This is a genomic window from Bradyrhizobium sp. 2S1 (assembly GCF_011516625.5).
Classification (GTDB): Bacteria; Pseudomonadota; Alphaproteobacteria; order Rhizobiales; family Xanthobacteraceae; genus Bradyrhizobium; species Bradyrhizobium septentrionale.
Genome location: NZ_CP147717.1, coordinates 5,867,244 through 5,887,840 on the forward strand (window position 1 = coordinate 5,867,244; position 20,597 = coordinate 5,887,840).

General features: G+C 63.8%; 18 protein-coding genes and 1 pseudogene. 10 read left to right on the forward strand and 9 right to left on the reverse strand.

The genetic code is table 11. The features are described 5' to 3' along the window. Positions 1-57 precede the first annotated feature (57 nt). The 5 genes from HAP54_RS27780 to HAP54_RS27800 all read left to right on the forward strand — a co-directional run bounded on the left by HAP54_RS27780 (position 58) and on the right by HAP54_RS27800 (position 5,284). Positions 58-1,413, forward strand: a complete 1,356-nt coding sequence (locus HAP54_RS27780) for a hypothetical protein (protein ID WP_166308484.1) — start codon at positions 58-60, stop codon at positions 1,411-1,413. Between the two features lie 60 nt (positions 1,414-1,473). Further along, positions 1,474-2,670: a methionine adenosyltransferase gene (gene metK, locus HAP54_RS27785; RefSeq protein ID WP_166308487.1), complete on the forward strand. Its 1,197-nt coding sequence runs from the start codon at positions 1,474-1,476 to the stop codon at positions 2,668-2,670. Between the two features lie 201 nt (positions 2,671-2,871). Next, complete coding sequence (gene ahcY, locus HAP54_RS27790) at positions 2,872-4,299, forward strand: adenosylhomocysteinase (protein ID WP_166305793.1); 1,428 nt, start codon at positions 2,872-2,874, stop codon at positions 4,297-4,299. A 204-nt stretch (positions 4,300-4,503) separates the two neighbouring features. After that, positions 4,504-4,656 carry a hypothetical protein gene (locus HAP54_RS27795; RefSeq protein ID WP_165124582.1) on the forward strand — a complete coding sequence of 51 codons (153 nt, stop codon included), beginning with the start codon at positions 4,504-4,506 and terminating at the stop codon, positions 4,654-4,656. A 268-nt stretch (positions 4,657-4,924) separates the two neighbouring features. Then, a complete protein-coding gene (locus tag HAP54_RS27800; protein WP_166305796.1) occupies positions 4,925-5,284 on the forward strand; it encodes a hypothetical protein in 360 nt (119 codons plus the stop codon). A 164-nt stretch (positions 5,285-5,448) separates the two neighbouring features. Here HAP54_RS27800 and HAP54_RS27805 read toward each other — a convergent pair whose 3' ends face one another. Together HAP54_RS27805 and HAP54_RS27810 are read right to left on the reverse strand one after the other, a co-directional pair. Beyond that, on the reverse strand, positions 5,449-5,910 hold the full coding sequence (locus HAP54_RS27805; protein ID WP_176422208.1) for a hypothetical protein: 462 nt from the start codon (positions 5,908-5,910) through the stop codon (positions 5,449-5,451). A gap of 202 nt (positions 5,911-6,112) precedes the next feature. After that, positions 6,113-7,447: an IS1182 family transposase gene (locus HAP54_RS27810; protein ID WP_166305802.1), complete on the reverse strand. Its 1,335-nt coding sequence runs from the start codon at positions 7,445-7,447 to the stop codon at positions 6,113-6,115. 230 nt (positions 7,448-7,677) lie between these two features. Here HAP54_RS27810 and HAP54_RS27815 point away from each other — a divergent pair, with 230 nt between their 5' ends. Continuing rightward, the gene (locus tag HAP54_RS27815) at positions 7,678-7,917 is read left to right on the forward strand and encodes a response regulator transcription factor (protein ID WP_312022809.1); all 240 of its coding nucleotides are present in this window, start codon (positions 7,678-7,680) and stop codon (positions 7,915-7,917) included. A gap of 359 nt (positions 7,918-8,276) precedes the next feature. On the opposite strand, the gene HAP54_RS27820 is transcribed toward HAP54_RS27815, so the two are convergent. The 3 genes from HAP54_RS27820 to HAP54_RS27830 form a co-directional block, all read right to left on the reverse strand. Continuing rightward, positions 8,277-9,071, reverse strand: coding sequence for an IclR family transcriptional regulator (locus tag HAP54_RS27820; protein ID WP_166305808.1), 795 nt, complete (start codon positions 9,069-9,071; stop codon positions 8,277-8,279). Positions 9,072-9,287: 216 nt separating this feature from the next. Then, complete coding sequence (locus HAP54_RS27825) at positions 9,288-11,006, reverse strand: FAD-dependent oxidoreductase (RefSeq protein WP_176422207.1); 1,719 nt, start codon at positions 11,004-11,006, stop codon at positions 9,288-9,290. A 10-nt stretch (positions 11,007-11,016) separates the two neighbouring features. Then, on the reverse strand, positions 11,017-12,219 hold the full coding sequence (locus HAP54_RS27830; RefSeq protein ID WP_414645634.1) for an ABC transporter substrate-binding protein: 1,203 nt from the start codon (positions 12,217-12,219) through the stop codon (positions 11,017-11,019). A gap of 350 nt (positions 12,220-12,569) precedes the next feature. On the opposite strand from HAP54_RS27830, the pseudogene HAP54_RS27835 reads away from it, so the two are divergent. Then, a pseudogene (locus HAP54_RS27835) lies at positions 12,570-13,494 on the forward strand (aspartyl/asparaginyl beta-hydroxylase domain-containing protein). 137 nt (positions 13,495-13,631) lie between these two features. Here the strand turns inward: HAP54_RS27835 and HAP54_RS27840 are convergent. Then, positions 13,632-13,787: a hypothetical protein gene (locus tag HAP54_RS27840; protein ID WP_165124580.1), complete on the reverse strand. Its 156-nt coding sequence runs from the start codon at positions 13,785-13,787 to the stop codon at positions 13,632-13,634. 439 nt (positions 13,788-14,226) lie between these two features. Between HAP54_RS27840 and HAP54_RS27845 the strand changes: the two genes are divergently transcribed. Then, positions 14,227-15,918, forward strand: a complete 1,692-nt coding sequence (locus HAP54_RS27845; RefSeq protein WP_166305814.1) for an NAD-dependent malic enzyme — start codon at positions 14,227-14,229, stop codon at positions 15,916-15,918. Positions 15,919-15,954: 36 nt separating this feature from the next. Here HAP54_RS27845 and HAP54_RS27850 read toward each other — a convergent pair whose 3' ends face one another. Further along, positions 15,955-16,212, reverse strand: a complete 258-nt coding sequence (locus tag HAP54_RS27850) for a hypothetical protein (RefSeq protein ID WP_224741761.1) — start codon at positions 16,210-16,212, stop codon at positions 15,955-15,957. Between the two features lie 206 nt (positions 16,213-16,418). Here HAP54_RS27850 and HAP54_RS27855 point away from each other — a divergent pair, with 206 nt between their 5' ends. Beyond that, positions 16,419-16,640, forward strand: a complete 222-nt coding sequence (locus tag HAP54_RS27855; RefSeq protein ID WP_166305817.1) for a hypothetical protein — start codon at positions 16,419-16,421, stop codon at positions 16,638-16,640. A 67-nt stretch (positions 16,641-16,707) separates the two neighbouring features. On the opposite strand, the gene HAP54_RS27860 is transcribed toward HAP54_RS27855, so the two are convergent. Continuing rightward, positions 16,708-17,409, reverse strand: a complete 702-nt coding sequence (locus HAP54_RS27860) for a fumarylacetoacetate hydrolase family protein (protein WP_028341609.1) — start codon at positions 17,407-17,409, stop codon at positions 16,708-16,710. Between the two features lie 171 nt (positions 17,410-17,580). On the opposite strand from HAP54_RS27860, the gene HAP54_RS27865 reads away from it, so the two are divergent. Next, the gene (locus HAP54_RS27865; RefSeq protein WP_166305820.1) at positions 17,581-18,759 is read left to right on the forward strand and encodes a dipeptidase; all 1,179 of its coding nucleotides are present in this window, start codon (positions 17,581-17,583) and stop codon (positions 18,757-18,759) included. An 11-nt stretch (positions 18,760-18,770) separates the two neighbouring features. Here HAP54_RS27865 and HAP54_RS27870 read toward each other — a convergent pair whose 3' ends face one another. Next, a complete protein-coding gene (locus HAP54_RS27870; RefSeq protein WP_166305823.1) occupies positions 18,771-20,576 on the reverse strand; it encodes an ABC transporter ATP-binding protein in 1,806 nt (601 codons plus the stop codon). Between the last annotated feature and the right edge of the window lie 21 nt (positions 20,577-20,597).

The window sequence follows — 20,597 nt, forward strand, 5'->3', positions numbered from 1 at the left end:
CGCTACACACTATCTCTGCCCACTTCCTGCCCACTCGCCGCCGCCCACCCCAGGCCCATGAAGAACGACGAAATCCTCAGTCAGATCACGGATTTCTGCCGGCGCTCCGACATGGCGGAGACGACGTTCGGCCGCCGTGCCGTCAACGACGGCAAGCTGGTGCACCGGCTGCGCGAGGGCAAGCGCATCACCATCGACACGCTCGACCGCATTAATGCCTTCATCGCGACCTCGACGCCGGGCGGCGTGCCGCCGCCGCGCGGCCTGGTGGTTCCGCCGGAGAAGCGCGATCCGCGCGGCAATTTTCGCTTTTTCGAGAACCGCCAGCGCTATCTGCTGTTCGTGCACACCTGCAGCGAGAAGCGGGTGATTGCCGACCGGGTTTCGCTGGAACTGGCCGCCATCCACCCGCGGCCGCCGGCATTGCGGGTGTTCGATGCCGGGATGGGCGATGGCACCGTGCTGGCGCGGGTCCTGCGTGCCATGCATGGCCGCTTCCCACATATGCCGTTCTATGTCGCCGGCAAGGAACTGAGCCTGGAGGACGTCCGCCTCACCCTGGACAAGGTCCCCGACCGCCTGTTCGAGCACCCGGCCAGCGTCTTCGTGTTCACCAACATGTATTACGCCGAGGCGCCCTGGCTGACGCCCAAGAACTCCACGGCGGCCGCCAGCATGATCTGGCACGAGGTGGCCCTCCGCGGCGCGTCCTCGGGTGAATTCGAGGCCCAGATCGCGGAACTCGGCCCGTTCCTCGAGCAGAATTGGCGGGCCAATCTCAGCCCCGGGAATGCGATGCCGATCTATGAGCGGCCGGTGGCGCTGGTGCTGTACCGCGACGACCACCGCTTCCTGCTCGATTCGATCATTCCCCGGGCCGGCCGCACCGAGGCCAATTTCGATCTTGTGATCGCCTCGCAGCCGTATCGGGCCAAATCCTCGGTGAATTTCCGCGCCAAGCGGATCATCGCGCCGCTGGCCCGCGCGTTGCGCGGCGGCGGACGGCTGATAGGAATCCACTCCCACGGCGGCGATCCCGGACTTGAAATCATTCAGGCCGTCTGGCCCGGAGAAAATCCTTTCGCCGTCAGCCGTCATGAGATACTGCGCGCGGTGAAATACGAGTTGGGGTCGGCCGGTCGCGAGCTGAACTTCAACGCCTACGCCGATAACCGTTCGATCTTCCGATATGATATGGAAGCGCTGCCCAATGAGGTGACCGGTTCGATCGGAACCTCGACGGCCTTTGCAGCGTGGAATGCGGCGGTGTATGTCGCGCAGATCGAAGATGAGCGGTTGACCGAAACGACCGAAAACGGACGAGCTCTCGAGGCTACGCGCGAAGTTCTCCGCAAACACAACGGGCTGTGGTTCTACGACGAATCCTACGTCATCTCGCGGCGACGAGACTGACATTCCGGGGACATATTCACCAACCAACGTCGGACTTCGACGAAACAAGGGGTTTGCTTGATGCGCGCGTCTTATCTCTTCACCAGCGAGTCGGTCTCGGAAGGCCATCCGGACAAGGTCTGCGATCGCATCTCGGATGAGATCGTCGATCTGTTCTATCGCGAGGGCCCGAAGGCAGGCATCGACCCGTGGCAGATCCGTGCGGCGTGCGAAACGCTCGCGACCACCAACAAGGTGGTGATCGCCGGCGAAACCCGCGGCCCGAGCTCGGTCACCAATGAACACATCGAGGGCGTCGTGCGCGACGCGATCAAGGACATCGGCTACGAGCAGGACGGCTTCCACTGGAAGACCTGCGACATCGAGATCCTGCTGCATCCGCAGTCGGCCGACATCGCGCAGGGCGTCGACGCGCTGCAGCCGGGCGAGGTCAAGGAAGAGGGTGCCGGCGACCAGGGCATCATGTTCGGTTACGCCACCAACGAGACGCCGGACCTGATGCCGGCGCCGATCTTCTACGCTCACAAGATCCTGCGGCTGATCTCCGAAGCGCGCCACTCCGGCAAGGAGAAGGTGCTGGGTCCGGACTCCAAGAGCCAGGTCACCGTGCAGTACGAGAACGGCAAGCCGGTCGGCGTCCGCGAGATCGTGGTCTCGCACCAGCATCTGGTCGAGGACCTCTCGTCCAGCCAGATCCGCGACATCGTCGAGCCCTATGTGCGCGAGGCGCTGCCGAAGGAATGGATCAACGGCAAGACGATCTGGCACATCAATCCGACCGGCAAGTTCTTCATCGGCGGTCCCGACGGCGACTCCGGCCTGACCGGCCGCAAGATCATAGTCGACACCTATGGCGGCGCGGCCCCGCATGGTGGCGGCGCGTTCTCCGGCAAGGATCCGACCAAGGTCGACCGCTCGGCGGCCTATGCCGCGCGCTACGTCGCCAAGAACATCGTCGCGGCCGGTCTCGCCGACCGCTGCACGCTGCAGCTCGCCTACGCGATCGGCGTGGCGCGTCCGCTGTCGATCTACATCGACACCCACGGCACCGGTAAGGTCTCGGAGGACGAGCTCGAGAAGGCGGCGGCCAAGGCGATGGATCTGACGCCGCGCGGCATCCGCACCCATCTCGACCTCAACCGCCCGATTTACGCGCGCACCTCGGCCTACGGCCATTTCGGCCGCACGCCGGACAATGAGGGCGGCTTCTCCTGGGAGAAGACCGATCTCGTCGAGCCGCTCAAGCGCGCGCTCTGATGCTCTTACCTCGCCCCGCTTGCGGGGAGAGGTCGCCACGAAGTGGCGGGTGAGGGGGACTCTCCGCAGATTCAGCCAGCGGATGGAGCCCCTCACCCCGGCCCTCTCCCCGTAAGAACGGGGAGAGGGAGAAGGTCGCGCCGCAGGGCGTTCGGCTCGCTTTGTTACTGACACGCTGGATTCACCGATTAGGAAACAGACATGAACGCCCCCACGAAGCCCGGCTTCACCGACTATATCGTCAAGGACATTTCGCTCGCCGAGTTCGGCCGCAAGGAGATCTCGCTGGCCGAGACTGAGATGCCCGGCCTGATCGCGACCCGCGAGGAGTACGGCCCCAAGCAGCCGCTGAAGGGCGCACGCATCGCCGGCTCCCTGCACATGACGATCCAGACCGCGGTCCTGATCGAGACGCTGGCCGTGCTCGGCGCCGACATCCGCTGGGTCTCCTGCAACATCTACTCGACGCAGGATCACGCCGCGGCCGCGATCGCCGCGGCCGGCATTCCGGTGTTCGCGGTCAAGGGCGAGACGCTGACCGAATACTGGGACTACACCGCAAAGCTGTTCGACTGGCACGGCGGCGGCACGCCCAACATGATCCTCGATGACGGCGGCGATGCCACCATGCTGGTGCATCACGGCCTGCGCGCCGAGCAGGGCGACGTCGCGTTCCTCGACAAGCCTGGTTCCGAGGAAGAAGAAGTCTTCTTCGCGCTGATCAAGCGCCTGCTGAAGGAGAAGCCGAAGGGCTGGTTCGCCGAGATCGCCAAGAACATCCAGGGCGTCTCGGAAGAGACCACCACGGGCGTGCACCGTCTGTACGAGATGGAGAAGGCGGGCAAGCTGCTGTTCCCCGCGATCAACGTCAACGACAGCGTCACCAAGTCGAAGTTCGACAACCTCTATGGCTGCCGTGAATCGCTGGTCGACGGCATCCGCCGCGGCACCGACGTGATGATGTCGGGCAAGGTCGCAATGGTCGCGGGCTTCGGCGACGTCGGCAAGGGCTCGGCGGCTTCGCTGCGCCAGGCCGGCTGCCGCGTCATGGTCTCCGAGGTCGATCCGATCTGCGCGCTGCAGGCGACGATGGAAGGCTACGAGGTAGTTACCATGGAAGAGGCCGCGCCGCGCGCCGACATCTTCGTGACCGCGACCGGCAACAAGGACATCATCACCATCGAGCACATGCGCGCGATGAAGGATCGCGCCATCGTCTGCAACATCGGTCACTTCGACAACGAGATCCAGATCGCAGGTCTGCGTAATCTGAAGTGGAACAACATCAAGCCGCAGGTCGACGAGATCGAATTCCCCGACAAGCACCGCATCATCCTGCTTTCCGAGGGACGTCTGGTGAACCTCGGCAACGCAATGGGCCACCCGTCCTTCGTGATGTCGGCGTCGTTCACTAACCAGACGCTGGCGCAGATCGAGCTGTTCGCCAACAACAAGGGCGGCAAGTACGAGAAGAAGGTCTACGTGCTGCCGAAGACGCTCGACGAGAAGGTGGCCCGCCTGCACCTCGCCAAGGTCGGCGCCAAGCTGACCGAGCTGCGCAAGGACCAGGCCGACTATATCGGCGTCAAGCAGGAAGGCCCGTTCAAGTCGGATCACTACCGCTACTGATCTGCGGTCGTCACAGTCGATCACGTGAAGAGCCCCGGCATTGCCCGGGGCTTTTTGCTGCGGTGGTTGGACAGGCCGTCGCATGCGTTGTTTCGCGTATACGCGAGGGGGCCGGAATCGGCGATTGTGGGCAGAGGTTAATGCCGGATTAACCGGCAGCGCCTAGGCTTCCGGGTTCGAGGCTGCAGCGGAGGACGTGTTCCCATGGAAGCCCAGAAGATTGCGGTCGACGCCGTGGTCGCGTTGACCGATTGCGATCGCGACACCGTCATTGCCTTCATCCGCAAGCTCTATCTCGCCGGCGTCCGCGATCCCAAGCGCCTGACCTTCAAGAGCCTGCAGGCGCTGCGCGCCTGATTGTTTCGATTCACATGTCAAACAGCAGAGCACTCGATGTCATCACCCGCGCATGCGGGTGATCCAGTATTCCAGAGACGCCGGAGCTTGAATCGAGAGGCCGCGGCGTACTGGATCGCCCGGTCGAGCCGGGCGATGACAGTTGTGGATGAGAATGCAGCTTCGCGTTCGTCGCGCGACTTTCTCCGCACACTCCACCGTCGTCCCGGCGAAGGCCGGGACCCATACGCCGCAGCAGATGTAGTGGACGGGACTCGTCGTTCCAGCGGTGCATAACAAGCAGCATCGGTGGTTAACCATCGAGGCTCACTACAGCATCGTGCAGGTCGCTGGCGCGAACAGCACCCAAAGCGCGCAGCTCACGGTCGATCAGTCGAAGGTGTCTCAAGTCATCGCAGGGATCGAGAGGGAGCTGCCAACCCTCAATCTGCAAAAGGCGGAACGGAGCGAAGCGTCCGATCTGCTTGCTCATTTAAAGAAGCTGATTGCCGAGAACGTCATTGGCGCTGCCACCCGCGCAATTGGCGCAGCGCTCGCTGCCATCATCAAGGTTGGCGGCAGCAAGCTGGGAGAAGTCCTGATGGACCATCTCCATATCGGTATCGCAGCAGGGACTATTTCGGCTTAGTGCGCGGCTTGAGAAAGACGACGAAGTCAACACTACGTAGTGTTGAACTGAGGCAGTTGAAAAACGCACCGGCAAGGACGGCAGGAAGCGCAAGGTGCCGAGCTGGGCCGTGGTCGCGGGCGCACGTTCGATGAGATGCCGCGCGCCCGAGAGCTGGGCTTCGGTTAGCGTCCGGCATCCGCGCTTTGCGGAGGACGTTCGTATGGGGGCTCTTGCAGAGCCGCACCGCCAACTATCTCGGCCTTGATCTTTCGCCAGTGGAAATCGAGCACCTCTCGCGCGGCGATCACAAGCCGCTCGTCTTGCGCCTGTCGTTCATCCCGAGTTTCCATTTTAAGAATGTCGTCGCTCACTTGCCAAAGCGCTTGTTGATATTTCTTCCTCTGGTTCAGCAACAGATCAAGCTGCGTCCCGAGATACGAAAGCCTCCGGTAGTCGGCGTCGGTCTTGGCAGGCTCATCATCTTCCCAACTCATCAGGATCGAGTGATATTCCGATAGGGTGTCGCGCAACGATTGGAGCCACTCAAGACGAACGTTGGCGAGTGCTCGTGTCCCGGCATGTTTCGCGGTCATCATGGCAGCATCGGCAGCGGTTTTTGCGACGGCTGCCTGTTTTGAGCCCATCCTGTATGTGATAATCGGGCTGACTAGCCCAACAATGAGGGCGACAAGCGCCGCAATCAGCGCAGCCGCTGACGCGGGTGACCGGCAACGATGCTTGGTGAGAAAGCGCTGAAAAGAGCAAGAGCAAGAACAAGCACACTTTCTTCCTAGGAGCCCGTCCAGATATGTTTTCGTGACGGGCATTTGTTGTAGAGTAGCAGGCTCAGGCTGCGTTTGCGAGGTTGAACAGCTTGAGGAGGTTATGGACGGTGCAGATCATTGTCCACTCGGCGCGCACTTTCTCGATGCCCCGCAACAGGAACTGGCGGAAGCCTCTTGCCTGTTTGATCTGCCCGAACACCGGCTCCACCACTTGCTTTCGCAATCGGTAGGGTGTTTCGAAGCCGCCATCGTCGATCTTCTTTCGCATGGCCTGTGTCAGCGGGCCGCCGACTTTTCCGTTCGCTACTGTCGGGTGCTTGGCGCGTCCGGGCGCGACATAGCCATCGATGCTGCGTGTGTCGAGCGCTTCGAGATTGGCTTCGCTGCAGTAGCCGGAATCCGCTGAGGCCTGCCGCGGCTTGCGGCCAAGATTGCTCTCGATGGCCTCGATCAGGGGCACCAACTGGCCCTGATCGAGGCCGTGCTGGGTCAGTTCTTGCGCGACAATGATCTGGGCATGTGCATCGACGGCCGCCTGGGCATTATAGGCCTGAACGAAGCCATCCTTCGACTTCATGATGCGGCTTTCCGGATCGGTGAAGTTGCGTTGCGCCTTGGGATTGGGTTCCTCCGATGGCAGCGCCGCCGGTTTGCCCGGCTTCTTGCGGCCTTCGGCCTGGCGCTGCTGTTCCTTTTCGGCCTCGATGCGGCGCTCTTCCTCCGCCGCCAGTTTGGCGTCCGCTTCCAGCGCCGCCATCGCTTGCTGGATCTTCGCCAGCCGTTTCTGCTTGTCGACGGTCCAGTCCGGCAGTTCGTCGCTGTTGCCGAAAGTCTCATCCTCCGAGGCATCCGCCGCCTCGGCGGCCGCCAGCATGCGAGCGACCTCGGCCTTCAATTCCGCCTCGCGCTTCTTCATGCGCTCATAACTCATCGCCTTGTGTTTCGACGCGTTCGCCTTGATCTTCGTACCATCCAGCGCGACATGACCGAGCTTGACCAGCCCGGCCGTCTCGCACAACTTCAGAACCTGCACGAATAGCGCGCCGAGCGCCTTCAAATGTCGCTTGCGAAAGTCGCAGATCGTCCGAAAATCCGGCGCATCCAGCGCCACGATCATCACAAAATCGTTCCGCTCCCGGCAGGCCTTGGCAATCCGACGCGACGAATACAGCCCACTCGCATAGCTATGCAGCAGCAGCGCCACCATCATCCGCGGATCAAACGGCGGCTGCCCAAGCCCGCTCACATAGCTGCCCATGATCTCCCTGAGATCGAGGCTCTCCCGCACCAGATCAACCATAAACCGCGAGACATGGCCTTTCGGCACGAAGTCCTGCACATTCGGCGGCAGAAGCAGCGTCTGATCGATGTTCCAAGGCCGAAAATACTTGCTCATCGCCCAATGTTGAATCAGACCCGACCAGATTTGAACAGCGACTATCCAGACAAGCTCCTAGGAGAGCCAATTGCCCGGCATCGTTTATGTCGTGGATGACGACGCGTCGTACCGAACAGCCATCAAGCGACTATTAGAGAAGACCGGGTACCGGGTCGTCACTTATGCGTCGGCCCAGCAGTTGCTGGATCAGCGCCCGGACGAAAACAACCCGGGCTGTCGACGTCCGGATGCGTGGCTTGAGCGGCCCGGATTTACAGAGCCGTTTGATCGAGTTCGGCTCGACCCTACCTATCGTGTTTCTGACGGGCTACATGGATATCACCGTCACGGTGAAGGCGATCAAAGCGGGGGCAGACAACTTCTTCATTAAGCCTGTTAGGTCGGATGAGCTATTGAGAGCAATTGAAAGGGCGCTAGCACGACACGAGACGGCACTTGCGTTGAAAGGCGAGTTGGAAAGCCGTTGATGCGTTGAAGGTGATGCTGCTTAGATGCCACGGTGTGTTGGTCTCCGTCCGGGTGCACGCAAAAGGGGTTTGTGTCCCTATTTGTGTACGTTTTTCCCGCCGGAAAGGCAAACCAAGCTGTTGAAAATGCTTATTTTCGTTGATTTTGTTGATGTTTTTAGACCCATAGAATCTCCCCTTGCGGGAGAGGGTTAGGGAGAGGGGTGCCACACGACGTGCTCTCTCCGTATCGTCACGACGACAAGCAAACGATTTTGCGAGGGCGATGTCATCATCAATCATCTCGCCCGGGGCCACCCCTCTCCCCGCCCCTCTCCCGCAAGGGGAGAGGGAGCCTGAGCAGTGTGCTCACTTCACTGTCATTCCGACACCCGCACCGAGCCGTGCCCGAGCTGCCGCGAGATGTCGCCTGCACAATCGCGCAGCGCGGCTGCGATGGCGCTGTCCCAGTCGGCGTCGAAGGTGCCCTCCGGGCCCATCGCGGTGATGACGAGCGCGACGTGGCCGGCGTGATCGAACACCGGCGCGGCGAAGGCGTTGACGCCGGGCAGGGGATCGCCGATCGCGCGCGCGAGTCCGCGGCTTTGCACCTCGGCAAGCATCTCCGTGGTCTTGGCGCTGATGGTCTCGCGTTTCGGATTGTAGCCGACGCCGAGGCGATCGAGGCCGCTCTCGAGCGCCGTCTTGACGGCGTTCGGCGGCATGAAGGCGGCGAAGGCGCGGCCGGTCGCGGTCTCCAGCAGCGCCACCACCGATCCGACGCGCATCGCGATATGCACGGGATGGCTTGGCTCCTCGAGCCGCACCACGGTCGCGCCGTGGGTGCCCCAGACCGACAGCGACACCGCGTGATTGATGCTGTTGGCGAGCGCGGCGATCCGCGGCGTCGCGATCCGCACGGCGGAAAGCCGGCGCAGGCTGATCAGGCCGAGCTCGAGTGCCAGCGCCCCGATTTCGTAACGGCCGGTGGTCTCGTCCTGCTCGATCAGGCCGATGCGGGAAAAGCTGACGAGATAGGGATGCGCCTTGGCCGGCGGCATGCCGGCTTCGCGCGCGAGGTCGCGCAGCATCATCGGTTCGCCGCTGCGGGCGAGCGCGCGGAGCAATTCCCCGCCGACCTCGATCGACTGTATGCCGCGGCTTTCTCTCGTCATGTGGCCCTGTTCGCGCTCGCGCTTTCGCAATTAGCAAGAAAGCACGCCGTTCGCGAGACGTCGATGTGCGGGACGTCTTTGTGCGTCATATCCGTTCCCACCCCGTCATCCTGAGGTGCGAGCCCTTGCGAGCCTCGAAGGATGCACGGCCACAGTCGGGCCGTCGATCCTTCGAGACGGCCGCGTTGCGGCCTCCTCAGGATGACGGGACTCATGTCATGCCGCGCTGCGTTCTGCCGCGGCGCCGGCGATATGCTTGCCCGCGATGTATCCGAAGGTCAGCGCCGGTCCGAGCGTGATGCCGGCGCCGGGATAGTTGCCGCCCATGATGCTCGCCATGTCGTTGCCGGCGGCATAGAGGCCCGCAATCGGCTGGCCGTCGGCGTCGAGCGCGCGGGCATTGGCGTCGGTCCGGATGCCGGCATAGGTGCCGAGATCGCCGATCACCATCTTGATGGCGTAGAACGGCCCGTTCTGGATCGGCGCGATGCAGGGATTGGGCCCGTGCAGCGCATCGCCCTGGTAGCGGTTATAGGCGCGCGAGCCCTTGCCGAAGGCGGGATCGCGTCCCTCGGCGGCGGTCGTGTTGAACGCCGCGACGGTTGCCTCAAGCGCCTTTGCGTCGATGCCGGCCTGCGCGGCAAGCTCCGACAGCGTCGTGCCGCGCTTGAGATAGCCGGTCTTCAGATGATGGCCTGTGGGCATCGGGCGCGGCGGCACGCAGCCGAGGCCGTATTTGCGCAAAGTCGCGTGATCGCAAAGCAGAAACGCCGCGATCTCCTCGCCGGGCTTCGCCGCCTTGATCATCTCCTGCACGAAGTCATGGTAAGAATTGCCTTCATTGGCAAAGCGCTTGCCGTCGCGCATCACCGCGATCACGCCGGGCTTGGCGCGATCGATGAAGTGCGGCATCACGCCCTTTGAGCCGTCCTTGCGCGTCGTGACCGAGACCGGCACCCAGGCTGCCGCGTTCGGCAGCGAATCCTCGACGCGGCCGCCGGCGGATTCCGCAAGCCGCAGGCCGTCACCGGTGTTGCCTGTTGGTCCCGGCGAGTAATGTTCTTTTCCGGTCGGCGCATGCGGAAACATCTTCTGCCGTCGCGCTACGTCATGCGGAAAGCCGCCGCAGGCGAGCACCACGCCGCGCTTCGCATTGACGCGGATGGTGCGGCCCTCGCGCACCACGATCGCGCCGCGCACCACACCGTTCTCGACGATCAGTTCGCGCACCGGCGAATTGAGCCAGAGCGGGATCTTGAGGTCGAGGGCGGATTTCGCCAGCCGGCCGGCAAGCGCATTGCCGTTGGTCAGCGTCATGCCGCGGCCGTTGCGCATCACGTCCAGCGCGTGTTTCGACAGCCGCTTCGCGACATAGGCCGCCGAGGCCAGCGAGCGCGTCGCACGCATGAAATGCACGATCTCCTTGCCGGAGCCGAGCATCATGCCGAACACGGTGAGCTCGGGCAGGGGGCTGCCGAGATCCTTGAGGGCGTCGCCGAGCTCGTGGCCGTCGAACGGGCGCGTCACCATCGAGCGGCCGCCCTGCGCGCCGCCGGGCGCTTCCGCATGATAGTCCGGGAACGTCAGCGGCATGTCGAAGCGCACGGCGGTTTCTGTCGTGAAGAAGTCGACCGCCTTCGGCCCTTCGGTCAGGAACGCATCGACGCGGGCGGCGTCAAAACTGTTGCCGGCCTCATGGCGCAGATAGGTTCTGGCCTGATCGGGGCTCTCCTCGATGCCCCACGCCTTCGCCAGCGAGGTGCCGGGAATCCAAAGCCAGCCGCCCGAGCGCGCGGTGGTGCCGCCGAACCGCGGCTCCTTCTCGACGACGAGAACCTTCAGGCCGTGATGGCCGGCGGTGACCGCCGCCGACAGCCCGGCGCAGCCGGAGCCGACGACCAGCGCGTCGCATTCATAAGTTTCTTCGTTGGCCACGCGATCGATCCTATTTCTTGAGCAGCGGGCACTTCGACTCGGAGACCGGACGATAGGCGTCCTCGCCCTTCACCGTCTTGATGATGTCGAGATAATCCCACGGCTCCTTGGATTCCGAGGGCTTCTTCACCTTCGCCAGATACATGTCGCGGATGACGCGGCCGTCCTCGCGCAACTTGCCGCCATGCACGAAGGTGTCCTCGATCGGCAGCTCGCGCATCTTGGCCATCACCTTTTGCGGATCGTCGGTGCCGGCGGCCTGGATCGCCTTGAGATAATGCAGCACCGAGCCGTAGACGCCGGTTTGAATCATGGTCGGCATCACGTTGGTGCGGGCGAAGAATTTCTTCGACCATGCGCGGGTCTTCTCGTCCATGTTCCAGTACGACGCCGTCGTCATGTAGGTGCCCTGCGCGGCGTTGAGCCCGATCGCATGCACGTCGGTGTCGAACATCAGGAGGCCGACCAGCTTCTGGCCGCCCTGCACGAGGCCAAACTCGCCGGACTGCTTGATCGAATTGTCGGTGTCTTGGCCGGCATTGGCGAACGCCACCACGTCGGCCTTCGAGCTCTGCGCCTGCAGCGCAAAGGAGGAGAAGTCGGCGGTGTTGGTCGGATGGCGGACGCTGCCGAGCACCTTGCCGCCCATCTCGTTGATGAAGCGGGTCGCGTCCTTCTCGAGCTGCTGGCCGAAGGCATAGTCCGCGGTGATGAAGTACCAGGACTTGCCGCCCTCCGCGATCACCGCCGATGCCGTGACCTTCGATAGCGCGTAGGTGTCGTAGGTGAAGTGCACGGTGTTGGGGCTGCACAATTCATCCGTCAGCGAGCTCGCGCCGGGGCCGGACAACAGCGCGATCTTGTTGCGCTCGCGCACCATGTTGTGCACGGCGATCGCAATGCCGGAATTCGGGATGTCGACGACCGCGTCGACCTTGCCGTTGTCGAACCAGCCGCGCACGACCTGCACGCCGACATCGGTCTTCATCTGGTGGTCGGCCGAGATGATCTCGATCGGCTTGCCGAGCACGGTGGGGCCGAACTCCTCCACCGCCATCCTGGCCGCCTCGACCGAGCCCGGGCCGGAGTTGTCGCGTCCCCAACTCGACAGGTCGGTCAGCACCCCGATGCGCACGACGTCGTCGGAAACCTGGGCATGAGCGACCGATGTCATTGCCGCGAGAATGGCTGCCGCCAGAACGTGTCTCATCATTCCTCCCTGTGGATGTCCGCGCTCTTCTGGCGGTTCATCTCATGATTAGTAATTATCTAATCAGTTTGTCAATAGCGAATTATATGTGTGTGATTATTGCCACAAGGTTGCTCCTTCGAATGAGGCGGCGCTTCACATTCGGTGAGCGTACGCTTACATGGCTCATCCGGGACGGCACCGCGGCAGGGCACTGGCCCACGCCGCAGTGCCAAGTCAGGATGAAACAGGGGAGTTTTCGCGGACGGCGTTGCGCTTCGCCGCCCGGGGCTAAGCCGCCCATCAAGGGTCTAGCTAGGCTGCTACGGGGCGGTGCATGGAGAGCATCGGCGCGCTGCGATCATAGACGGATCATGTTGAGACAGCTCTTCGCGCCGCAGCTCGTCATTCTCTACGTGCTGGTGGCCTCTACGCTCTACGTTCACTTCCGCGGCAAGCAGCGGTTGCGCTTCGCCCGCCAGCTCGGCGTCGACCTACCTCGCGCCCTACAATGTGCTGATGTATGCGGGCTCGGCCGTAGCAAACACGCCGGTGATCCCGGTCGAGCAGTTTCCCGAGCTGAAGAAGATCTCCGACAATTGGGAGACCATCCGCGACGAGGCGACCCGCCTGTTCGACGAGGGTTTCATCCGCGCTGCCGCCAAGAACAACGACTGGGGCTTCTATTCCTTCTTCAAGAGCGGCTGGAAGCGCTTCTATCTGAAATGGTACGACGACTTCCTGCCGTCGGCGCGCACGCTGTGCCCGAAGACGGTGGAGCTGCTCAACTCGATCCCGAATGTGCACGGCGCGATGTTCGCGATGCTGCCGCCCGGCGGCAAGCTCGGGGCGCATCGCGATCCCTTCGCCGGCTCGCTGCGCTATCACCTCGGCCTGGTGACGCCGAACTCGAACGAGTGCCGCATCCTGGTCGACGGCGTCGAATGCGTCTGGCGCGACGGCGAGGCCTTCATGTTCGACGAGACCTTCATCCACAGCGCCGAGAACAAGACCGACGTCAACCGCATCATCCTGTTCTGCGACGTCGAGCGCCCGATGAAGTACGGCTTCATGACCAGGATGAACCGCTGGGTCAGCCACAACATCGTCAAGGCGTCGGCCACCCAGAACGTCGACGGCGAGCATGTCGGCGCGCTGAACAAGGTGTTCGGCAAGCTCTACGAGCTCCATCTCGCCAGCCGCAAGGTCAAGGAGTGGAATCGGAACGTGTACTACACGCTGAAGTATTCCGTGACCGCGCTGATCCTCGGCCTGATCGTGGTGTCGGCGCTGCGGTGATGTGCCGAAGGCGTAATCCGCATCGTGCGGAGGCATGGCGGATTACGCTTCGCTAACCCGCCCTACAAATACAAAGCCCCGGAGCGCGCTCCGGGGCCTTTTGCTGGGGCGTGAACTGTGGGACGTCGCAGCCGAGATCAGTCGCGTTCGAAGACCTTGGCGCCGGGGTAGACGCGCCGGGCGTAGGCGACGACCGACTCCCGGTCCTGAGTCTCCAGGAACGGAGTTCGGATCTTGCACGATCCGACGATGAGGTGCCACAGGCCATTAAGCTTCTGAATGTTGACGATCATTTCAGTGTTCCTCGAAGAACCCGCATTCGTGACAGTCTTGCGATTCACGCCTCGGAGCAGTGATCCTGATCACAGATTCGGGAACACAACGCGCGCCCGCTGTAGAACGAGGATTGCTATTGTTAGTCGCGCCTCCGGAGAGAGAAGTTCTGAGCTATTTGCGCATCCGTTGCAGTACCCCGGAGCATAAAAATCTCTCTCCATCGCTCAATTGTACGAGCGTCAGCACAGGTCATGACAAGGAATAGGGAAGTTATACCAACGTATGTTGATGTCTGTCCGCAGCTGTAGCCGGAGCGGCGTTGCCGGAGCCCGGACGACCGTTCATCGCCCCTGAGTCAACATTCCGCTTTGCGCAGCACGACGCCGTTCGCTCTCCGATTCGTTGCACTGAAGTGATACAGTCGCATCAGGCATCCGCACTGAGGGAACCCTTGTCATGTCCGAGACGTCAGGAGCTTTCGCGACCACTGCGCTGAGCGGCTACGAGCTATTGGCCGATCCGCAGCTGAACAAGGGCACGGCGTTCTCCGAGGCCGAGCGCGAGGCGTTCGACCTGCATGGCCTGCTGCCGCCCAATGTTGCGACATTGGACGAACAGGTCTCGCGCCGGCTGCAGGCGCTGCGCGGCTTCGAGAACGATCTCGAGCGCTACGCTTTCCTGCGCGAATTGCAGGACACCAACGAGACGCTGTTCTACGCGCTGCTGGTCGAGAACCTCGAGGAGCTGCTGCCGATCGTCTACACGCCGACCGTTGGCGCCGGCTGTCAGCAGTTCAGCCGGCTGTTCCGCAAGCCGCGCGGGCTGTTCCTCTCGATCCCGCACAAGCACCGCATCGACCGCATCCTGGCGCAGCCGCGCTTCGATCATGTCGAGGCGATCGTGGTGACCGACGGCGAGCGCATCCTCGGGCTCGGCGACCAGGGCGCCGGCGGCATGGGTATCCCGATCGGCAAGCTCTCGCTTTACACCGGCTGCGGCGGGCTGCATCCGGCGACGACGCTGCCGATCCTGCTCGACGTCGGCACCGACAATCCCGACTGCCTGGCCGATCCGCTCTACATCGGCTGGCGCAACGAGCGCGTCCGCGGCCAGGAGTATGACGACTTCATCGAGGCCTTCGTCTCGGCGGTGATCAAGCGCTGGCCGCGCGTCCTGCTGCAGTGGGAAGATTTTGCCAAGAATAACGCGACGCGCATGCTCGAGCGCTATCGCGACCGGCTCCTCACCTTCAACGACGACATCCAGGGCACCGCGGCGGTCGCGACCGGCGCCTTGCTCTCCGCCATCAACGTCACCGGCGTGCCGCTGACCGAGCAGCGCGTCGCCGTGCTCGGCGCGGGCTCGGCCGGTTGCGGCATCGCCAGCCTGATCCGCGCCGCGATGGTCGATGCCGGCCTTTCGGAGAGCGAGGCGGCCAAGCGCTTCTTCATGGTCGATCGCGACGGCCTCCTGCTCGAGGGCATGAGCGGGCTCGCGCCGTTCCAGCTTCCCTTCGTCCAGGACAAGCAGGCGATCACCGGCTGGAAGCTCAGCCATCCCGACAAGATCGCGCTGCTCGATGTCGTGCGCAACGCCAGGCCGACCGTGCTGATCGGCGTGTCCGGTCAGGCCGGCGCGTTCTCCGAGCCGATCGTCCGCGCGATGGCCGAGTGCAACGCGCGGCCGGTGATCTTCCCGCTGTCCAACCCGACCTCGCGCGAGGAAGCGACGCCGGTCGATATCGAGGCGTGGACCGAGGGGCGGGCGCTGATCGGTGTCGGCAGCCCGTTCCCGCCGATCACGCGCGACGGCGCCCGCTTCAAGGTCGACCAGACCAACAACTCCTACATCTTCCCCGGCGTCGGCGTCGGCGCGCTCGCAGTCGGCGCTGTCAGGGTCAGCGACGGCATGTTCATGGCCGCGGCGAAGGCGCTGGCCAGCGTCTCGCCGGCCCGCAACAACCCGAAGCACAATCTGCTGCCGCCGGTCAGCGCGCTGCGCGACGTGTCGCTGACGGTTGCGCTCGCGGTGGCGCTGCAGGCGCACAAGGAAGGGCTCGCCAAGGATATTCCGATCGACCAAGTCGAGGCGCGCATCCACGCCAAGGTCTGGACCCCGCGCTACGTGCCGTATCGCCGCACGCCCTGATCGCGAACGGCGGTCGCGTTCCGCAGCGTCGGTGTGCTAGCAGCCGCGGCAAATGCCCTTGATCTTCCGGTCGACGATTGCGTCCTCCTGATCGAGGGTCTGCAGCGACGCCGATGTCGCGGCGGGAATGTCGGCGGCGCGCGGCTGGCGATGGCCGACCGGCGCCGACCATGGCCTGGTCGCGGTTTCGTTTGCCGCGTATGCGCCGGGGGCCTCGACCGTCGCCGCGAAGGAAGTGGTCGCCATGGCTGAAGACAGAATTGCAGCCAGGCCAAGTCGCCGGACGTCGATCATGAAAACCTCCATACAGTCATCGCCGCGTTGTGCGCGGCTCTGATAGACGGACGCGTTTTGTCATTCCGATATTCCTCGCTCCGCCGAACGTGATGACGCGCTCGCGGTTCGGTGATCGGGCCGGAGGAAATATTCTTCGAACTGTCACGGTCATTGGTCACAGGAGCCGAACTTGGTCGGCTTCATCCATCGTGCGGAGAAACCCAATGACCAAATTGACCATCACGACGGTTGCGCTGATTGCGGCAGCTGCGTTCTCGGCTCAGGCGTTCGCCGCCGGCAACAATGCTGCGATGCGGCGTGCCCATGCTCAGGCGACGACAACGGTCGGCAGCAAGTCCACCGATTGCGTGCGCGCGCCGAACGTCGGTTCGTTCGCAACCGCGCCCTTCACCGAGCCGCCTTGCATGCCCGGCACGATGCGCTGAGCGCGCCCAGCAAAAAAGCCCTGGACCGCGAGGTCCGGGGCTTTGCATCATCTCTTGTGCGGTCTGCCTATTCCGGCTTGCCGATCGTCACAGCGAGCTTGCCGACACCGTCGACGCCGCATTCAAGCTTGTCGCCCACCTGCAGTTGCGAGACGCCGGCCGGCGTGCCGGTCATGATGATGTCGCCGGCGGCGAGCTTCACCTGCTGCGAGAGCTGCCAGATGATCTCGGGCACGTTCCAGATCAGCTCGGTGAGGTCGCCCTTCTGCGCTTCCTTGCCGTTGACGGTGAGCCAGATCTTGCCCGCGGTCGGGTGGCCGATCTTCGCGGCCGGCTGAATCGCGGAGCAGGGCGCGGAATAGTCGAACGACTTGCCGATCTCCCAGGGACGCTCCTTCTTGCGCGAGGCGATCTGCAGGTCGCGGCGGGTCAGGTCGATGCCGACCGCATAGCCGTAGACATGCTCGAGCGCCTTGTCGGCGGGAATGTTCAGCCCGCCGCTCTTCATCGCCACCACCAGCTCGACCTCGTGATGCAGGTCCTTGGTCAGCGGCGGATAGGGGATGGTCGCGCCATCGGGCACCAGCATGTCGGCATGCTTGCCGAAGAAGAACGGCGGCGCACGCTCGTCATTGCCCATCTCCCTGATATGCTCGAGATAGTTGCGGCCGACGCACCAGATGCGGCGGACCGGATAGGTGCCGGATTCGCCGACGACGGGGAGCGAGGGCTGCGGGGGAAGTGGAATGACGGTGGAGGCGGCGTTCATGAACGGGTCCCGGAGGGTTGAAGGAGGGAGCGCGGCCGGTATTTACGCGCTTACGCCGCGCAGGGCTAGTGGCTGTGGCTGCATCCGGCGCAGAGGTGAGGCCAGCTTTCCGCCGAGCACACCCGTCGCGGGCGAGCGGTGAAGCCCAAGGGGATGTTCAAGGGGATGTTCATGAGGAAGTGGCTTTCAATCGGCCTTGCGCTGATCGCTGTAGCCCTGGTCGCCGCCGCCGTCCGCTTCTTCACGGTGACCCCGGAACGGATCGACCGCGGGCAGAACAAGGTCCAGCGCGTGGCGCTGGAGATCACGCCCGCCGCCCGCGCCTTGCAGGCGAAGCTCGACGTCGCCGACATGCACGCGGACAGCCTGCTGTGGAAGCGCGACCTGATCGCGCGATCCGATCGCGGCCACATCGACCTGCCGCGTCTGATCGAGGGGCACTACGCCCTGCAGGTGTTCTCGTCGGTCACCAAGTCGCCGAAGGGCCAGAACTATGATGCCAATGGCGGCGACACCGACACGATCACGAACCTCGCCATCATCGATCTGCAACCGCCGCGGACCTGGTTCTCACTGCTGCAGCGCTCGCTGTGGCATGCCGAGAAATTGCGGAGCTTCGCCGAGCAGTCCGGCGGACGGCTTCGCCTGATCACGACGCCGGCCGACATCGATCGCCTGCTTGCCGACCGCAAGACCGGCGTGACGGTGGTGGGCGGCATGCTGTCGATCGAGGGGCTGCAGAATCTCGAGGGCAACATCGGCAATCTCGACGTGCTCTACGCCGCCGGGTTCAGGATGGCTGGTCTCGCCCATTTCTTCGACAATGATGTCGCTGGCTCCATGCACGGCGTGGCCAAGGGCGGACTGACGCCGCTCGGCCGCCAGGTCGTGCAGCGGATGGAGGCGCTCGGAATGGTCGTCGACCTCGCCCATGCCAGCCACGCCGCGGTCGCCGACGTGCTGGCGATGGCGACGCGCCCGGTGGTCTCGAGCCATGGCGGCGTGCAGGCGACCTGCAAGGTCAACCGCAACCTCACCGACGATGAAGTCAGGGCTATCGCACGGACCGGCGGCGTGATCGGCATCGGCTATTGGCAGGGGGCGGTCTGCTCGCTCGATCCGAAGGATGTCGCGCGGGCGATTGCCTATGTCCGCGACCTCGTCGGGATCGACCATGTCGGCCTCGGTTCGGATTTCGACGGCTCGACCACCACGGGATTCGATGCGAGTGGGATCGTCGCCGTGACCCAGGCCTTGATGTCGAGCGGATTCTCCGAGGACGACATCCGCAAGGTCATGGGCGGCAATGTCCTGCGCGTGCTGCGCGCAGGTCTTGCGGCCAAGGGATAAGAAGATGAACCTCAGCCGGTTGCGCTGACCGGCGCGAGCTCGATCACGTCGTGACGATGCTGCAGGCGGAAGAACGAGGCGTAGCGGCCGCCGCGGCGCAGCAGATCGTCGTGGCGTCCGCGCTCGACGATCTCGCCGCCCTCGACCACCAGGATCGCATCGGCATGCATGATGGTGTGCAGGCGGTGTGCGATCACGATCGTGGTACGGCCCTGGCAGAGATGCTCGATCGCTTCCTGCACCTGCTTCTCGGACTCCGAGTCGAGCGCGGCGGTGGCCTCGTCGAGCAGGATGATCGGCGCGTTCTTGATCAGCGCGCGGGCGACTGCGATGCGCTGGCGCTGGCCGCCGGAGAGCTGGGTGCCGTGCTCGCCGACCGGCGTGTCGTAGCCGAGCGGGAAGCTCATGATGAAGTCGTGCGCGCAGGCGGCCTTGGCGGCGTCGATGATCTCGGCCTCGCTGGCATCAGGCTTGCCGAAGGCGATGTTGGCGCGGATCGTGTCGCGGAACAGATAGACGTCCTGGCCGACATAGGCGGTCTGCCGGCGCAGCGATCTGCGCGACACCGACGAGATCGACTGTCCGTCGATCAGGATCTCGCCGGCTTGCGTCTCGTAGAAGCGCAGCAGCAGCGCGAGCACCGTCGACTTGCCGCCGCCGGAGGGGCCGACCAGCGCGGTGACCTTGCCGGGCTCGGCCATGAAGCTCATGCGGTTCAGCACCGGCTCGCCGGGCCGATAGGCGAAGCTGACGTCGCGCAGTTCGATCCGCGCGTCGGAGAGTTTCAGCGCCGGCTTGTCGTCGTCGGTCTGCTCGCTTGCCGGGCTGTCGACGACCTCGAGCAGCATCCGCGCGCCGACCAGCTGGCTGTTGAGGTCGATGTTGAGCCGCGCCAGCCGCTTGGCCGGCTCGGTCGCCATCAGGAAGGCGGTCAGGAAGGTGAAGAACTGGCCCGGTGTGGAACCGAGCGCCACCACGCTATAGCCCCCATACATCAGGCAGCCGGCGACCGCGAAGCCGCCGAGCATCTCCATCAGCGGGTTGGAGCGGTTGGCGACCCGCGCCATCTTGTTGGCGTTGCGCTCGACGATCGCGATGTTCTCGTCGATCCGCTGCTGCATGGTGTCTTCCAGCGTGAACGCCTTCACGGTGCGGATGCCCTGCAGCGATTCCTGCATCGTCTCCATGATGTCGGCGGTGCCGGTGAACTGGTTGTAGGCGAGGCCCTTGATCCGCTTCACCAGCTTGCGCAGCATCAGCATCGCCGGCGGCACCGCCACGAGCCCGATGAACGACATCAGCGGGTCCTGCCAGACCATCACGGCGAGCATGCTGATCAGCATCAGGAAGTCGCGGCCGATCGCATTGACCAGCATGTTGAGCACGTCGGTGATCGACTTGGCGCCGGCCGTCAGCCGCGCCAGGAATTCCGACGAGTGCCGCTGCGAGAAGAAGCCGATGCTTTCGCTCATCAGCTTGGCGAACAATTGGCGCTGGTTCTGCGCCAGGATGGCGTTGCTGATCTTGGTCAGGATCACCATGTGGCCGTAGGTCGCCACGCCCTTGATGAACAGCAGCAGGACCGTAATCCCGGCGAACATCGCGATGCCGGGAATGTTCTTGTCGACATAGGCCTGGTTGATCACCTGGCCGAGCACATAGGTGGCGCCCGCCGTCGAGCCCGCCGCCACGGCCATCAGGGCGAACGCCGTCAGATAGCGCCGCCAGTAGGTAATCCCTTGTTCCATGACCAGGCGGCGAATCAGGACCGCCGCGCCGTAGGGATCGTCGGTAATTTTCTTTGGAAACTGAGCCATCCGCGGTCCATTGACGGCGGG

Bases quoted from the DNA above. Each gene is read 5' to 3' on its own strand.
- HAP54_RS27870 (WP_166305823.1), bottom strand. From the start codon at position 20,576: ATGGCTCAGTTTCCAAAGAAAATTACCGACGATCCCTACGGCGCGGCG.
- HAP54_RS27860 (WP_028341609.1), bottom strand. From the start codon at position 17,409: ATGAACGCCGCCTCCACCGTCATTCCACTTCCCCCGCAGCCCTCGCTC.
- HAP54_RS27780 (WP_166308484.1), top strand. From the start codon at position 58: ATGAAGAACGACGAAATCCTCAGTCAGATCACGGATTTCTGCCGGCGC.
- HAP54_RS27830 (WP_414645634.1), bottom strand. From the start codon at position 12,219: ATGATGAGACACGTTCTGGCGGCAGCCATTCTCGCGGCAATGACATCG.
- ahcY (WP_166305793.1), top strand. From the start codon at position 2,872: ATGAACGCCCCCACGAAGCCCGGCTTCACCGACTATATCGTCAAGGAC.
- HAP54_RS27810 (WP_166305802.1), bottom strand. From the start codon at position 7,447: ATGAGCAAGTATTTTCGGCCTTGGAACATCGATCAGACGCTGCTTCTG.
- metK (WP_166308487.1), top strand. From the start codon at position 1,474: ATGCGCGCGTCTTATCTCTTCACCAGCGAGTCGGTCTCGGAAGGCCAT.
- HAP54_RS27845 (WP_166305814.1), top strand. From the start codon at position 14,227: ATGTCCGAGACGTCAGGAGCTTTCGCGACCACTGCGCTGAGCGGCTAC.
- HAP54_RS27795 (WP_165124582.1), top strand. From the start codon at position 4,504: ATGGAAGCCCAGAAGATTGCGGTCGACGCCGTGGTCGCGTTGACCGAT.
- HAP54_RS27850 (WP_224741761.1), bottom strand. From the start codon at position 16,212: ATGATCGACGTCCGGCGACTTGGCCTGGCTGCAATTCTGTCTTCAGCC.
- HAP54_RS27855 (WP_166305817.1), top strand. From the start codon at position 16,419: ATGACCAAATTGACCATCACGACGGTTGCGCTGATTGCGGCAGCTGCG.
- HAP54_RS27840 (WP_165124580.1), bottom strand. From the start codon at position 13,787: ATGATCGTCAACATTCAGAAGCTTAATGGCCTGTGGCACCTCATCGTC.
- HAP54_RS27820 (WP_166305808.1), bottom strand. From the start codon at position 9,071: ATGACGAGAGAAAGCCGCGGCATACAGTCGATCGAGGTCGGCGGGGAA.
- HAP54_RS27815 (WP_312022809.1), top strand. From the start codon at position 7,678: ATGCGTGGCTTGAGCGGCCCGGATTTACAGAGCCGTTTGATCGAGTTC.
- HAP54_RS27865 (WP_166305820.1), top strand. From the start codon at position 17,581: ATGAGGAAGTGGCTTTCAATCGGCCTTGCGCTGATCGCTGTAGCCCTG.
- HAP54_RS27805 (WP_176422208.1), bottom strand. From the start codon at position 5,910: ATGGGCTCAAAACAGGCAGCCGTCGCAAAAACCGCTGCCGATGCTGCC.